Raw genomic sequence first — 13250 nt, 5'->3', positions numbered from 1 at the left:
CTTCCTTCGCTGTGGTCTTATTGGACCGGCTTGAGACGCAGCAGATGCATGAGACGCATGCGGTTGTTGTCGTGATTTTCCGGGTTCATCACCGGCTCCTTGTCGGTGACCCAACCGGTGAAACGCTTGCTGGAATACTGATACCAGGTCGGGCCGTTGAAGACGGGAACGACCGGGAAATCATCGGCGATCAGAACCTGAATGTCGTTGAAGATCTTCTTATGATCACCATCGGAAGACGACTTCAGATATTGATCGAAGAGTGCATCGAGCTTCGGGTTGGAATAGCGCGGCGCGGAGACCGTGAGCTTGCCGGCATAGGCCGTCGACAGGCTCTGGTAATAGCCCTGGAACGGGGTGGCGCTATCGGCGCGCGAGTTCATGACGACATCGAAGCTGCCATCAAGAAGCTGCTTGCGCCACTGCTCGTATTCGGGCGTGGCGACGGAGGCATTGATGCCTGCCGCACGCAAGCCTTCGACGGCGATCTGCACGGCATCGATCCAGTCGGTCCAGCCGTTCGGCACGATGATCGGGAAGGTGATCGGCTTGCCACTCGGCGTGGTGCGGAAGCCATCGGCGCCCTTCTTGTAGCCGGCATCGTCGAGGATCTTGTTCGCCTTGTCGGTGTCGAAGCCCATGAAGGCGTCCTTGTCGCCTTCAGCAGCCTTGTTGCGCCAGCTTTCGAAGCGCGGTGGCAGGCCACTCGCATGCAGGTTGACGACCGGATAGCCGAAGCCGGCAATATCGACCATCGACTTGCGGTCCATCGCCAGGCTGAAGGCGTGGCGGAAATTGATATCCTTGAAGGCCTCGAGATTGCCGGCATTGCTCGACTTGAAGTTCATCTGGAAGGCGACGGTTTCCGCCGGCGGCTGCCAGTAGCCATTGTGCTGCGGGTCGAGCGCGACGAAAGTCTTGTCGATCTGCGGCAGGAATGAGCCGATCCAGTCGACAGTGCCTTCCGGAAGCAGCGCCAGCATCTGGTCGTTACCCGAAATCTGCGGCAGACGCAGGCAATCCACATGAAGCGACGCAGCATCCCAGTAGTTCGGGTTGCGGCACTGTTCGTAGACCTGCGGCGTGAAGCGGCGAACTTCGGTCATCGGGCCGGAGCCGACGGGCTTTTCATTCTTGAAGGCGACGGGATCGGCAACGCCCTTCCAGATATGCTCGGGCACGACCGCGAGATCGGCAAGCGATTCCGGGAATTCCGAATTCACGGCCTTGAGCTTGATCGTCACCTCTGTCGGCGACGGTGCTTCGACGGAGGCGACGGTCTGGCCAACGCCGACGGTATCGACGGCCGAGTTCTTCAGCATCAGGTCGATCGTGTACTTCACGTCGGCCGAGGTCAGCGGCTGGCCATCCGACCATTTCACGCCGGGGCGCAGCTCATAGGTGATCGACAGCAGATCATCGGAGAATTTGTAGCTGGTCGCCAGCCGCCAGACCGGCTTGCCGCCGTCATTGGCGTTGAAGATGACCAGTGGCTCGTAGATGAAATCCATCGTGCTCTGGCGGCGACCGGCCAGATCGAAGGGATTGAAGTTGCTGACCCAGCTGGTCTGCTCTTCGATGTGCATCGTCAACACGGATTCAGCCGCAGACACGATGCCAGCGCCGAATGCCAGCGAAGCGCCAAACGCCACTGCTGCCAATGATGTCCGTTGAAATAGATTGCGCAATGACTTTTTCCTCATTCCCATTTTCAGCCCCTCTTGCTGTTTTGGAGTAGTCAATCAAATTGATTTAATCGTGAGTTTTGAGACTCGTCAATCGCTGATTGGAAATCAACAGGCATTGATTTGGAGCTTCACGGGAATGTCTGAGACGTGCGAGAAGCGACCTCTCGCCACCGGTAATTGCGTGGAGATATCGAGGCTATGGCCTAGTGGCAGCAGAAAGCGAGCCGCGGTCACGCGGATCTGCGGCGTAGCGAAAAGTCGAGAAAATGGGATAGGATCCGGCGATGCCGAAACAGACATGCCGGCGGCATCGGGATTTGTAACTCAGATGCTCGGGAGAGAAATCATCCCATCTGCCGCGCGACGGATCGAGCAGAATGATGGGAATCGGGATTGCGATGCAGCAAGGGCCGCACCGCAATCAAAACCGTAAACTGTGCTCGCTCAGTCCAGCGGCTTGTAGGCGATGACGTCCATTTCGACCTTCACGTCGACCATCATCGGCGATTGCACGGTCGAGCGTGCGGGCGGATGATCGATGAAATGCTTCTCGAAGACGGCGTTGAAGCTCGAGAAATCGCGAGCATCATCCAGCCACACGTTGACCTTTACCACGTGCTCGAGCGTGCAATCGGCAAGAGCAAGAACATCCTTGATATTGGCGATGACCTGCTCGGTCTGCGTGACGATGTTGCCCGTGATGATTTCACCGTTGATCGTCGGAACCTGGCCCGAGACATAGACGAAGTCACCTGCCCTGACGGCCTTTGCGAAGGGGCGACGCTGGCCGCCGGCCTGGCTGTCGGCGACATCGAAACGGATCAGCTTGTTCTTGCTCATGATATGTTCGGTCTCTCTCTGTTGTCGAAAGCCGCGTCGCCATCGCCCCATCGTGAAGGGGCACAAACGCCGGCTTTCCTTGCGTCCTCCTTATCTGCCGCAACGCTGCCACGCTAGATCGTTTCGTGTCATTCCTCGCGTAGTTTCGTACACGGCAGATACGGCTCACCCGAAACAAGAGGTTTAGCTTCCCGGGAAGTGACGCTGATTCAAGGTGTTATGGCAGAATCTTCCAACAAGCTTAAACCGACCATTGAGATGCGGCGACTGGAAGGTCTCGCTTATGCCGGCAGCTAAGCAACGGCTTTCAGCTCAGCTTTCCCTCTCATCCGATAGTGGAAGCCAGTGATACAAGGCTGCCGTCGTCATCGCTGCGGTTGAAACCGCATCTCGATATTTCTGCTTCGCAATATCTCGGACATGAAGGGGTCGGCTTCTCAAGCATTCGCCAGCAAGAGCTATAATTCCCGCCCGGCAATTCCCGGGCGCCCTTCCGCTATCTGCCGTGTAAGGCTGCTGTCAGCTGTATTGGTCATGTTCGCTTCCGGAAAGTGGCGCTGCTGCTTCGATCTTGAAGTGGATGAAGGCATGAATGATGCAAGACTGACCGCGGATTCGCTGAGAGTATTTTTGATCAACCTGGACCGCGCGGATGATCGTTTGACCGCTATGCGTGCAAAGCTGGAGCAAGTCGGCCTTCGGTTCGAACGCGTGGCCGCGGTCGATGGGAGCTCGATCGATTTTCCGACGCCGGAGTTCAGCGAGTTCTCGTTTCGCTTCATGCACGGTCGCCGGCGCAACCCCGGAGAGGTCGGCTGCTATCTGAGCCATGTGGAATGTGCTCGGCGGTTGCTTGCCTCGCAAGGCGAGTTCGCTCTGGTCCTTGAGGACGATCTCGAATTCCCATCTGATATCGTCGATATTATCGAGGCAGCACTGAGGCGGAGAGCACAGTGGGATATTCTGCGCCTGTCGACCGTGAGCAGCGGCAGGAAGTTCGGCGTCTGCAAGCTCACCGAGAGCCGCAGCCTGGCGATCGCCTTGACCCGGGAAAAGGGATCGGGCGCCTACCTCATCAACCGGCGGGCCGCCCGATGGTTCGTCGAAAAGCTCCTGCCGATGCGACTGCCGTTCGATCTCGCCTTCGATCTCGAATTCTTCCAGGGTCTTACGTCAGCTTTCGTGACCCCCGTTCCCATCAATCAGCAACTCGATCTGCCGTCGCAAATCCAGGGCATACTGCCGCTGAGGCGCTACCATCGATCCCGCGCGCATTATCTGACCGTGATGCCCTTTCGGGTCTTCGTCGAAACTAGCCGGCTGTTCTTTCGGCTATCCCGATTGACGGGCCTCCTCTTGCGAGACCGCGTCAGCGCCATGAGAAGCGAACACCGCACAATCAATGCAGGAGCCATCAATTTGCTCAACACGACACGTCTCCGCGATCCGCATTAAAGCGCGCCTATCATTGCTGAATCCAGCCTCGCGCCATCATCTCAGCCAGTCTGCCGGCAGACATCGCGTCCTTTTGTCGACCCCGGCATGATTGCCTTTCGCCCCCCGAGCCTGATATGACGGAGCATATTTCGTCATATGATTGATTGACGTTCAGGAGGAGTCGTCATGGCAGAACTCGCGCAATCGCTTGCGTCCATTCGCATTCCCGATCTTGCCGGCAAAAGAGTATTGATAACGGGCGCTTCAACCGGCATCGGCGCTGCCGTGGCACGCGCCTTTGCCGCACAGGGCATGAAGATCGGCCTGCACTTCAATGCGAGCCGCGAGCCGGCGGAAAAGCTGGCCGAGGAAATCAAGGCTGGCGGAGGAACAGTGCATCTCATCCAGGGCGACGTCTCCCGAGATGGCGAGACCGAACGTGTGGTCAAGGACGCAGCCGAAGCTTTGGGCGGCCTGGACGGCCTGGTCAACAATGCCGGCGGCATGCTGGGACGGCTTCCTACCGCCGATATGACGGATGCGCATTACGAGCGGGTGATGAACCTCAACGCCCGCTCCGTGCTTGCGGCGACCCGTGCCGCTCATCCTCATCTCAAGAAGCAGGGCGGCTTCGTCATCAACACGACCTCGATCGCCGCGCGCAATGGCGGCGGCAACGGTGCGATCCTCTATGCGGCTTCCAAAGGCTTCGTCTCGACCATTACCCATGGCCACGCCAAGGAATTCGTCAACGACAAGATCCGCGTCAACGCGGTAGCACCCGGTGTTATCGCGACGCCATTCCACGAGCGCTACACCAACGACGAGCAGATGGAGCTGCAGCGCAAAACGATCCCCATGGGCTTTGTCGGCACGTCGGAAGATTGTGTCGGCGCCTACCTCTTCCTCGCCTCTCCGACGCTGTCCGGCTACATCACCGGCCAGATCATCGAGGTCAATGGCGGTCAGCTCATGCCGTAAGACACGGCCATCGGTCGCTTTGTGTGCCGGGCAATGCTAGTCTTGCCCGGCACGACGCCTTCGCGTCGCAGAAGATGGAGCGCATGCAGATGGCAAGGACGCCCATTCCCGACGGCATCACGACGTCAGTCGAATTGACCCATCCGGAACGAATCTACTGGCCCGGCGATGAGATCAGCAAGCAGGACCTTCTTGATTACTACGCCCTGGCCTGGCGGCGAATGACGCCTTTCGTCGTCAACCGTCCCCTCGCCCTCCTGCGGTGTCCGGATGGTATCGATGGACCGCGCTTCTTCCAGAAACATGCCTGGAAAGGCATCAACCCGCATATAGAGGAGATTGCCGACCCAGAAGACAAAGACGCTGCAAAGCTCCTGAAGATTGGGGATTTCGATGGTCTGGCAGCCCTTGTCCAATCTGCCGCGCTGGAAATTCACCCCTGGGGCACGACGACGGATCATTGGGAAAAGCCCGACATGATCGTCATGGACCTCGACCCCGGCGAGGATGTCGTCTGGAGCAAGGTCGTGACCGCGGCGAAAGAGATCAGGGAGCGCTTTTCGACCCTGGGGCTCAACTCCTTCGTCAAGACTTCCGGCGGCAAGGGCTTGCATGTGGTCGCATCCGTCAAGCCGCAGGCGACCTGGCCGCAGGTCAAGGATGCTGCCGAAGCAATCGCCCATGCAATGAGTGCCGATAGCCCGGAAACATATTTGTCTGTCGCCAGCAAAGCGAAGCGGGCGGGCCATATCTTCATCGATTATCTGCGCAACGGTCGCGGCAATACTGCCGTGGCCCCCTATTCGACACGCGCAAGAAAGGGCGCCGCCATTTCGATGCCGGTCAATTGGGAGGAGCTGGACGACAGGATCGGGCCGTCATCCTTTACCGTCAGGAATGCAGCATCGTGTCTCGGCCAATCGAGCACGGATCCCTGGGCCGATTTTTTCAAGGCGGCATCGCCGCTCAAGGTTTGACGCTACGCCAGAAACGGGATCAGCGCCGGCGTGCTGGCCTTATAGTCGGCATAGGCCGAGCCGAACGTCTCATTCATCCAGCTTTCCTCGATTTGCACGCGGCGCAATACGGCATAGAGCACCGCGATGATCGCAAGGACGGCCGCGATGTCACCACGCGCAATTGCCGAGCCGATAATGGCTAGCATCAGACCGGAATAGATCGGGTGCCGCACAAGCGCATAGGGACCGGAGCGAATGAGCGCGTGATCCTCCTTGAGAGTGATCACGCCACTCCAGTTGCGCCCGATGTGATAGCGAGCCCAGACAGCGAAACCGAGACCGATGAAGGTCAGAGCCGCGCCAATCGTGTAGGATGTGAGATCCTGTGGGATGAGGCGAAACCGCAAGGGACCCAGCCAGGATGGATTGACCGCAAGAAGGAAAGCGCCGATCCAGATCGGCACGGTATTGCCGAGCCGCGACAGCGGGTCCTCCCGTCGCACGCTCCTCTTGACGCTGAATGAAGCGAAAAGCCAGATCAGCAACCAGACGATCCAGCATGCGGGAATGAATAGATAGATGAGCATCACTCACGCCATATCTCTGTCCAGTTCCGGATAGCGCCGGAAAATGCCGTTCTCATTGAAGGGAATGCGGCGATCGGACTGAAGATAGCGAGCAATGTTGGGCCGTTTCATGACAGCTCCATGCAGCGCAGTCAGATGCGGATATCGGCGATCCAGATGTACCGTCGCGCGGGGGAAGGCATAGCACAGCCCCTCATAGACCTGAAACAGCGAGAGATCGACATAGGTCAATTCACCGCCGAAGATATGGCTCGGCCCATCGGGGTTCTGCTGAAGCACTTTCTCGAAATAGCCGAAGAACTTGGGAATGCGGTTCTCGATGAATTCTGCAGCGCGCGCCTTGGCCTCTTGCTTCTGATCCTCGTAATATTTCGATGTCGCGATCGGGTGGTGCGTATCGTGTACCTCGGCGACGAGATCGGTGATCGTCAATTGCAGGCCGTTCAACACATGGCGCTTTCCTTCGTCCCTCGGCGCCAGACCGAGCTTCGGCCCGAGATACATCAGGATATTCGCCACATGCGGGATAATCAGATCACCGTCCTTCAGAAACGGCGGGGCAAATGGGAGGTCGAACTCGGACTTACCATCCATGATGGCGAACATGGCGGGCATCCCCTGCCCCTTGCTTGCCGGGCCACGACAAACATCGACATAGCCTGCGCCGGCTTCCTCCAGCGCCAGCCGGACGAATTCGCCGCGCCCCTGAATGCCATCCCAATAATAGAGTTCATAGGCCATTCGGTTTTCCCTCCCCGGAATTGAGAGCAATCAGCTGCAATGATCACCGCAGGACTGCAATTTAGCGTCGACATCGTGAAAGATAAGAGGCAATCGACGATTACAGGCGGAGGGATATGTACCGGAAGCCCTATGAACTTCATAGCGACCGCCCGATGGATCTCAACGATCGCATCCGGTTCTCACTAATGACTAGGAATGCGTATTGTGCTCGTGGCGTTTACGTGTCGCAGCCGCCTTCTTTGCAGAGGCGGAGCGCGCCGCGGCGGGTCGGCTTGCAGCGGCGCGTCCGCCGATCCTGCCGCCCTTTTCGGACGATTCGTGATTTTCGGAATGGCCGCGACCGGAGCCGGACTTCTTGCCACCGCCGCTTTCCTTGTTCACAGTCGCCCAGGCACGCCGCTCCGCCTCTTCCCGCGAAACGCCGCGGTCTTCATAGCCTTCCTCGATATGTTCGGCCTTACGCTTCTGCTTGTCGGTATAGGCGGATTTGTCTCCTCGGGGCATGATCTTTCTCCTTGCTGGGAAGAAAGACCAACCCGTCGTCAGGGAAAAGGTTCCGAGATTTGGCCGGAAGAATGGCGATTGCCGGATAGCAGATTGCTCGGCAGTATCCAGAAGCGCCGATCATGCCGTACAGCGACACGTTGCTTGGCGGAAGCGGGGAAAAAGACGCCGACCGAACGATCGATGATCAGAATGAGGACCAAAGCCGCCAGAAGATAGAGCGCAGCAAGCACGAGGAGAGATGTCATCGTACCACCTCCAAGCCGGCGGCAAGACACAAAGGCCCGTGCGCTGCAACGATCGCCGTAACAGTCATTTCCGGATCATCGACATAGCTACGACACATTGCTGAGCTCCCTTCGCAATCCGTAGCATCGATGTGTGACAACTATTTCGCGGATGAGAGCCAAATCACCGAAATTATTGCGAATATTCCGCCAGCTGCCATCTCGAAAAAGAGAGACGGCCCGATGTTGCCATCGAGCCGCTCCCATCTCCGCCACACCCCTATAGCTGACACATTCTATGCCTTTGCGGCTGCAGTCTTCTTCGATACCTTCTTTGCTGGCTTGGCCAACTTTTCCTCGGCGATAGCCGCCGCGGCGACTGCCGTCTTGCGTTTCGCCTTGGGCTTGACCTCGATCGTACCGCCGTTTGCTGCGGTTTCCTCAAGCACAATGCGCTCGCTGTTCGCCCGCGCCCAGTGCTCGACGTCGCGTCCGGAAGGATGGCCTTCTTCTTCCCATATGGCGTATGCGCGCTTCTTGATCCATTCGTCCCGAGATTCCAACATCTGCTGTTCTCCGTTCGCATCATTGAACAAGGTTTTGATGAACGACGCCCGTTCTTGAAACGCGGGCTTTGACGCCTCCCCCGAGCAGCCAAGACGCTATGGCTAGCGTTCTTCGGTCTCGACTCTCGAACCGCAGTGGCGCTTCAAACAAGAAACAGAAGTTACCGTGGGGGACGGTAGCGAAGCAGCCGAAGCACCCTAAGTATGATGCTGGTCAGAACGGGGTTCAATTAAAATTATCTAATAAGATGAGGTTTCGCACCGCTATTGATGACATCTTGACGATCGCCGACCCACTCATTGCAGCTTTTGCGGGCAAGGATATACTTGCATCATGATCGACCTCGTGGCTGCCCATTGGGGCCAAATTCTCGCCGTCCTGTCCATCGTGATGGGGGCGGCCGCTGCAATCCATGCAGCCATGACCAAAGAGGATGTCCGCGCCGCGATCGGCTGGGTCGGCGTCATCATCCTGTCGCCCATCATCGGTGCCATGCTCTATGCTGTCGCCGGCATCAATCGCATCCGCCGGGCCTCCCTCAGCTCGCAGCGCGACGCGCTCTTTCGCAAGGATGCGAATGGCGAGCTCTCCAGCTTCGACGCCGATGACGGCGAGGTGCGGCGGCGGTTCGGCGATCGCTTCGGCTCGATGAAGACGCTCGGCGACCGCGTCGTCCGCTACACGATGAGTACCGGCAATACGATCGAGATGCTGACGAATGGCGACGTTGCCTATGCCGCGATGAAAGCTGCAATCAACGGCGCCGAGCGCGGCATCCTGATGGAAACCTATATCTTCGATCGCGACCCGATCGGCCTCCGCATCGCCGATTCCCTGATTGCCGCGACCAAACGCGGTGTCAGCGTCCGCGTACTCATCGACGCCGTCGGCGCCCGCTATTCCGTGCCGAGCATCATGGGCTATCTGCGTGAAGGCGGCGTACAGGTCGACGTCTTCAATGGCAACGTCATCATCGGCCTCCGATTGCCCTATGCCAATCTGCGTACCCACCGAAAGATCCTCAGCATCGACGGGCGAATTGCCTTTACTGGTGGCATGAATATCCGCCAGGGCTTCACCCGCGAATTTGCCCACGAGCACAGCGCTCGCGACATGCATTTCTGCGTGACAGGTCCTGCAGTCGCCGATCTCTTCAATACGGCGGCCGAGGATTGGCGCTTCACCACGGGCGAGGTCCTGAACGGCGAGGAATGGCGGATTGCCGCGCCCTCCAACGAGCCTGGAGCGCCCGTTTTCATGCGGGTCGTTGCCTCTGGCCCGGATCGCAGCGTTGAGACCAATCACAAGATGCTGATAGGAGCGCTGTCGGTGGCGCATAAGTCCATCCGCATCATGTCGCCCTATTTCCTGCCGGATCGCGAGTTGATCAGCGCGCTGGTAACGGCGGCCCGGCGCGGCGTCGAGGTCGATATCGTCGTGCCGACGGCCAACAATCTCGTACTTGTCGACCGCGCCATGACGGCGCAATTCGACCAGATGCTGAAGAACTATTGCCGCATCTGGCGCGCCGAAGGCGCCTTCAACCATTCCAAGCTTTTGTCCATCGACGGTATCTGGGCCTATGTCGGCTCTTCCAATCTCGATCCACGGTCCCTGCGGCTTAATTTCGAGGTGGATCTCGAGGTACTCGATCGTGGCTTTGCCAGCACGATCGACGACCATATCGGCACGATCCTGGAAACGGCACATCCGGTAGACCTCGAAAAGCTGAGGGCGCGGCCGTTTGTCGTACGGCTTATCGAAAAGGTGCTCTGGCTTGGCTCACCCTATCTCTGACGACCGCACCGAGAGACTATCTGCCCTTGTCGCAGCCTTTTTACATGACAAGGCCAACGATCGCTTCTTATACTCTCTCCCACGTGCCCGACATGATCTGATCAAGGAACGGTCGACGGATAGATGCGAAAGAAGAAAGAAAGTCTCCGTGCGAGCATTCTGGAAAGCCTGAAGAACCGAAAGAAATCGCGCCCCAAACCGGCCGGCAGCAAGCCGGACCGCCCCGAAGGCACGTTGATCGCCTCCTACAATGTCCACAAATGCGTTGGCGCCGACCGCCGCTTCGATCCGGAACGAACTAGCCGCGTCATCCATGAAATCGATGCCGATGTCATCGGTCTGCAGGAAGCCGATACGCGTTTTGGAGAACGCACGGGCATCCTCGATCTGCGCCGGCTCGAACGCGAGACAGGCCTCATCCCCGTGCCGATCGCCGGCGTAACCAAGGCGCATGGCTGGCACGGCAATGTGGTTCTTTTCAAACAGGGCACGGTTCGTGATGTCCACCAGATCAATCTGCCGGGGCTCGAGCCGCGCGGCGCCTTGATCGCCGAACTGGAATTGGCTCGTGGCGGGAGCCTCAGGATCATCGCGGCGCATCTCGGCCTGCTGCATCGCTCGCGTGCGCAGCAGACGCGTCTGATCGTCGACCTCATGAACGACGGCAGCGAGACGCCGACCATCCTGCTGGGCGATCTCAACGAATGGCGCCTTGGCGACCGCTCGTCCCTCAATACCATCCAGAACGCGTTCGGGCCGCTACCGCCCGCCGTACCGAGCTTTCCCTCGTCACTTCCGCTTCTGGCTCTCGATCGCATCATGGCAAACCGCCGCGGCATGATCTCCGCAGTCGAAGTGCATGACTCGCCGCTGGCGCGCGTGGCATCGGATCACCTGCCCATCAAGGCCGTGGTCAGTCTGGAAGCGCTCGACATCGACGCCCGCCTGCATTCACAGACTGCCTAGACATGATCGACATGCTTCATGTTGATCCCACCGATATATGTGATGACGGGCGAAGGGCCATCTTATAGGCTGCCCGCCGAAATGACCGATCCGGGAGACAATCATGCTGAAAACTCTGTTGCTGACCGGCGCCGCCGGCGGTGTTGGCCAGGCAATCCGGCCGCTTCTGTCGCAGATCGCCGAGAATGTCCTTTTGTCCGACCTCGCGCCGATAAGCGACCTGCGCCCGAATGAGCGTTTCGTTGCCTGCGATCTCGCCGACCGCAGCGGCGTCGACGCGATGGTGAAGGGTGTGGACGGCATCATCCATCTCGGCGGCATATCGGTGGAAAAGCCCTTCGATCAGATCATGCAGGGCAATATCCTCGGCCTCTATAATCTCTATGAGGCAGCGCGCGCCGCCGGCAAGCCGCGCATCGTCTTTGCAAGCTCCAATCACACGATCGGCTTCTATCGCCGCGACGAGCGGATCGACAACAAGGTGCCGACACGGCCGGATTCGCTCTATGGTGTCTCGAAAGTGTTCGGCGAGGCCGTCGCCAGCCTCTACTTCGACAAGTTCGGCCAGGAAACGCTTTCGGTACGCATCGGCTCGTGCTTCCCCGAGCCGCGCAATACACGCATGCTCGCCACCTGGTTCAGCGTCCGGGATTTCCTCTCCCTCTGCGGCTGCGCTTTCGACGCACCCAGGCTCGGGCACACGATCGTCTACGGTGCCTCCGACAATGACGAGCAGTGGTGGGACAACAGCAATGCCGCTTTCCTCGGCTGGAAGCCGCGCGACAGTGCTGCTCCATGGCGGGCGGAAATCCTGTCGAGAACGCCGTCGGAAGATCCCAGCGATCCGGCCGTCATCTTCCAAGGGGGCGGCTTCGCCTCGTCCGGCCATCCCGAGGATTGATCGTCAAACACCGTCGCGGAACAGCTTCCAGCGCGTCGGCCTGAAGGCGATGCGATTGCGATCCAGCGCATCGGCCTTGTTAGGCGGCAGCTCGATCTCGATGCCTTCATGCCCGGCGCCGATATTGATCTCGAGATGGCGGGTGCCCGCGACGCGGCGGCTCGCGACGAGCAGGCCGGCAATCGCGCCGGCATCGCCATCGCACAGCTCGATATCATGCGGCCGAAAATAGAGATAGGCTTCGCCATCCAGCTCGTGCGGCGTGCTGAGCCCCAGCGGCTTGTCATCGAACCAGATTTCGCCGCTGGCGATGCGCACCTTGACGCGATTGGACTGGCCGATGAATCCATAGACGAAGGGCGAATTCGGCGTGTCGTAGATCTCGTCCGGCGTGCCCACCTGCTCGATTGCACCCTTGTTGAGCACGACGACGCGGTCGGCAAGCTCCAGCGCCTCTTCCTGGTCGTGGGTGACGAAAACGGTGGTATGGCCGGTGCGATCATGAATCTCCCGCAACCATTTGCGCAAGTCCTTGCGCACCTGCGCATCAAGAGCGCCGAAGGGCTCGTCGAGAAGCAGAACATTCGGCTCCACTGCCATGGCGCGTGCCAGCGCCACGCGCTGCCGCTGGCCGCCCGAAAGCTGCGTCGGATAGCGCTTCTCCAGGCCGTTCAGTTGCACAAGCTCCAGTAGCTCCACGGCACGCCGGCGAATTTCATCGCGTGGCGGACGACGCGATGCCGAGCGAACTTTCAGGCCAAAGGAGATGTTGTCGAGCACCGTCATATGCCGGAACAGCGCATAATGCTGAAACACGAAGCCGATATTGCGCTGCTGCACGGTCTTCGACGAGGCATCATCCTCACCGAAGAAGATCTTGCCTTCGGTCGGAGTTTCCAACCCGGCAATCAGGCGCAGCAGCGTCGTCTTGCCAGAGCCGGATGGGCCGAGAAGCGCAATCAACTCGCTCGAGCGAATGTCCAGAGAAACATCGTGCAGAGCGGGAAAGCGACCGAATTCCTTGCGCAGATTTTGAACGCGAACTTCCATCA

Annotated in this window: 14 protein-coding genes; 6 read left to right on the top strand and 8 right to left on the bottom strand. The window is 59.0% G+C overall.

Annotation, left to right across the window (positions count from 1 at the left end):
• Nucleotides 1-17: 17 nt before the first annotated feature.
• Both GA0061103_RS05885 and GA0061103_RS05880 read right to left on the bottom strand, forming a co-directional pair.
• Nucleotides 18-1709, bottom strand: a complete 1692-nt coding sequence (locus GA0061103_RS05885; protein ID WP_092707953.1) for an ABC transporter substrate-binding protein — start codon at nt 1707-1709, stop codon at nt 18-20.
• A gap of 423 nt (nt 1710-2132) precedes the next feature.
• Nucleotides 2133-2528, bottom strand: coding sequence for a RidA family protein (locus tag GA0061103_RS05880; RefSeq protein WP_092708713.1), 396 nt, complete (start codon nt 2526-2528; stop codon nt 2133-2135).
• Between the two features lie 588 nt (nt 2529-3116).
• On the opposite strand from GA0061103_RS05880, the gene GA0061103_RS05875 reads away from it, so the two are divergent.
• The 3 genes from GA0061103_RS05875 to ligD all read left to right on the top strand — a co-directional run bounded on the left by GA0061103_RS05875 (nt 3117) and on the right by ligD (nt 5923).
• A complete protein-coding gene (locus GA0061103_RS05875; protein ID WP_092708711.1) occupies nt 3117-3983 on the top strand; it encodes a glycosyltransferase family 25 protein in 867 nt (288 codons plus the stop codon).
• A gap of 168 nt (nt 3984-4151) precedes the next feature.
• Nucleotides 4152-4946 carry an SDR family NAD(P)-dependent oxidoreductase gene (locus GA0061103_RS05870; protein ID WP_092707950.1) on the top strand — a complete coding sequence of 265 codons (795 nt, stop codon included), beginning with the start codon at nt 4152-4154 and terminating at the stop codon, nt 4944-4946.
• A gap of 83 nt (nt 4947-5029) precedes the next feature.
• Nucleotides 5030-5923, top strand: a complete 894-nt coding sequence (ligD, locus tag GA0061103_RS05865; protein WP_425349470.1) for a non-homologous end-joining DNA ligase — start codon at nt 5030-5032, stop codon at nt 5921-5923.
• A 2-nt stretch (nt 5924-5925) separates the two neighbouring features.
• Here the strand turns inward: ligD and GA0061103_RS05860 are convergent, their stop codons facing one another.
• The 5 genes from GA0061103_RS05860 to GA0061103_RS05840 form a co-directional block, all read right to left on the bottom strand.
• Nucleotides 5926-6492: a methyltransferase family protein gene (locus GA0061103_RS05860; RefSeq protein ID WP_092707947.1), complete on the bottom strand. Its 567-nt coding sequence runs from the start codon at nt 6490-6492 to the stop codon at nt 5926-5928.
• A gap of 3 nt (nt 6493-6495) precedes the next feature.
• Nucleotides 6496-7233: a glutathione S-transferase gene (locus tag GA0061103_RS05855; protein ID WP_092707944.1), complete on the bottom strand. Its 738-nt coding sequence runs from the start codon at nt 7231-7233 to the stop codon at nt 6496-6498.
• A gap of 192 nt (nt 7234-7425) precedes the next feature.
• Nucleotides 7426-7740, bottom strand: a complete 315-nt coding sequence (locus tag GA0061103_RS05850) for a plasmid stabilization protein (protein ID WP_092707941.1) — start codon at nt 7738-7740, stop codon at nt 7426-7428.
• Nucleotides 7741-7778: 38 nt separating this feature from the next.
• A complete protein-coding gene (locus GA0061103_RS05845) occupies nt 7779-7988 on the bottom strand; it encodes a hypothetical protein (protein WP_092707938.1) in 210 nt (69 codons plus the stop codon).
• A gap of 275 nt (nt 7989-8263) precedes the next feature.
• On the bottom strand, nt 8264-8533 hold the full coding sequence (locus GA0061103_RS05840) for a DUF2934 domain-containing protein (RefSeq protein WP_092707935.1): 270 nt from the start codon (nt 8531-8533) through the stop codon (nt 8264-8266).
• 334 nt (nt 8534-8867) lie between these two features.
• Between GA0061103_RS05840 and GA0061103_RS05830 the strand changes: the two genes are divergently transcribed.
• The 3 genes from GA0061103_RS05830 to GA0061103_RS05820 all read left to right on the top strand — a co-directional run bounded on the left by GA0061103_RS05830 (nt 8868) and on the right by GA0061103_RS05820 (nt 12198).
• Nucleotides 8868-10331 carry a phospholipase D-like domain-containing protein gene (locus GA0061103_RS05830; protein ID WP_092707929.1) on the top strand — a complete coding sequence of 488 codons (1464 nt, stop codon included), beginning with the start codon at nt 8868-8870 and terminating at the stop codon, nt 10329-10331.
• 123 nt (nt 10332-10454) lie between these two features.
• Nucleotides 10455-11297, top strand: coding sequence for an endonuclease/exonuclease/phosphatase family protein (locus GA0061103_RS05825; protein WP_092707926.1), 843 nt, complete (start codon nt 10455-10457; stop codon nt 11295-11297).
• A 103-nt stretch (nt 11298-11400) separates the two neighbouring features.
• On the top strand, nt 11401-12198 hold the full coding sequence (locus GA0061103_RS05820) for an NAD-dependent epimerase/dehydratase family protein (RefSeq protein ID WP_092707923.1): 798 nt from the start codon (nt 11401-11403) through the stop codon (nt 12196-12198).
• 3 nt (nt 12199-12201) lie between these two features.
• Here GA0061103_RS05820 and GA0061103_RS05815 read toward each other — a convergent pair whose 3' ends face one another.
• A complete protein-coding gene (locus GA0061103_RS05815; RefSeq protein ID WP_092707920.1) occupies nt 12202-13248 on the bottom strand; it encodes a sulfate/molybdate ABC transporter ATP-binding protein in 1047 nt (348 codons plus the stop codon).
• Nucleotides 13249-13250 lie beyond the last annotated feature (2 nt).

It is taken from the genome of Martinezella multihospitum, assembly GCF_900094585.1.
In the GTDB taxonomy this organism is placed as follows: Bacteria; Pseudomonadota; Alphaproteobacteria; order Rhizobiales; family Rhizobiaceae; genus Rhizobium; species Rhizobium multihospitium.
This window is presented reverse-complemented; position numbering and strand designations above follow the sequence as displayed.

Coding starts and splice junctions, on each gene's coding strand:
- GA0061103_RS05885 (WP_092707953.1), bottom strand. CDS start 1,709: ATGGGAATGAGGAAAAAGTCATTGCGCAATCTATTTCAACGGACATCA.
- GA0061103_RS05880 (WP_092708713.1), bottom strand. CDS start 2,528: ATGAGCAAGAACAAGCTGATCCGTTTCGATGTCGCCGACAGCCAGGCC.
- GA0061103_RS05875 (WP_092708711.1), top strand. CDS start 3,117: ATGAATGATGCAAGACTGACCGCGGATTCGCTGAGAGTATTTTTGATC.
- GA0061103_RS05870 (WP_092707950.1), top strand. CDS start 4,152: ATGGCAGAACTCGCGCAATCGCTTGCGTCCATTCGCATTCCCGATCTT.
- ligD (WP_425349470.1), top strand. CDS start 5,030: ATGCAGATGGCAAGGACGCCCATTCCCGACGGCATCACGACGTCAGTC.
- GA0061103_RS05860 (WP_092707947.1), bottom strand. CDS start 6,492: ATGCTCATCTATCTATTCATTCCCGCATGCTGGATCGTCTGGTTGCTG.
- GA0061103_RS05855 (WP_092707944.1), bottom strand. CDS start 7,233: ATGGCCTATGAACTCTATTATTGGGATGGCATTCAGGGGCGCGGCGAA.
- GA0061103_RS05850 (WP_092707941.1), bottom strand. CDS start 7,740: ATGCCCCGAGGAGACAAATCCGCCTATACCGACAAGCAGAAGCGTAAG.
- GA0061103_RS05845 (WP_092707938.1), bottom strand. CDS start 7,988: ATGACATCTCTCCTCGTGCTTGCTGCGCTCTATCTTCTGGCGGCTTTG.
- GA0061103_RS05840 (WP_092707935.1), bottom strand. CDS start 8,533: ATGTTGGAATCTCGGGACGAATGGATCAAGAAGCGCGCATACGCCATA.
- GA0061103_RS05830 (WP_092707929.1), top strand. CDS start 8,868: ATGATCGACCTCGTGGCTGCCCATTGGGGCCAAATTCTCGCCGTCCTG.
- GA0061103_RS05825 (WP_092707926.1), top strand. CDS start 10,455: ATGCGAAAGAAGAAAGAAAGTCTCCGTGCGAGCATTCTGGAAAGCCTG.
- GA0061103_RS05820 (WP_092707923.1), top strand. CDS start 11,401: ATGCTGAAAACTCTGTTGCTGACCGGCGCCGCCGGCGGTGTTGGCCAG.
- GA0061103_RS05815 (WP_092707920.1), bottom strand. CDS start 13,248: ATGGAAGTTCGCGTTCAAAATCTGCGCAAGGAATTCGGTCGCTTTCCC.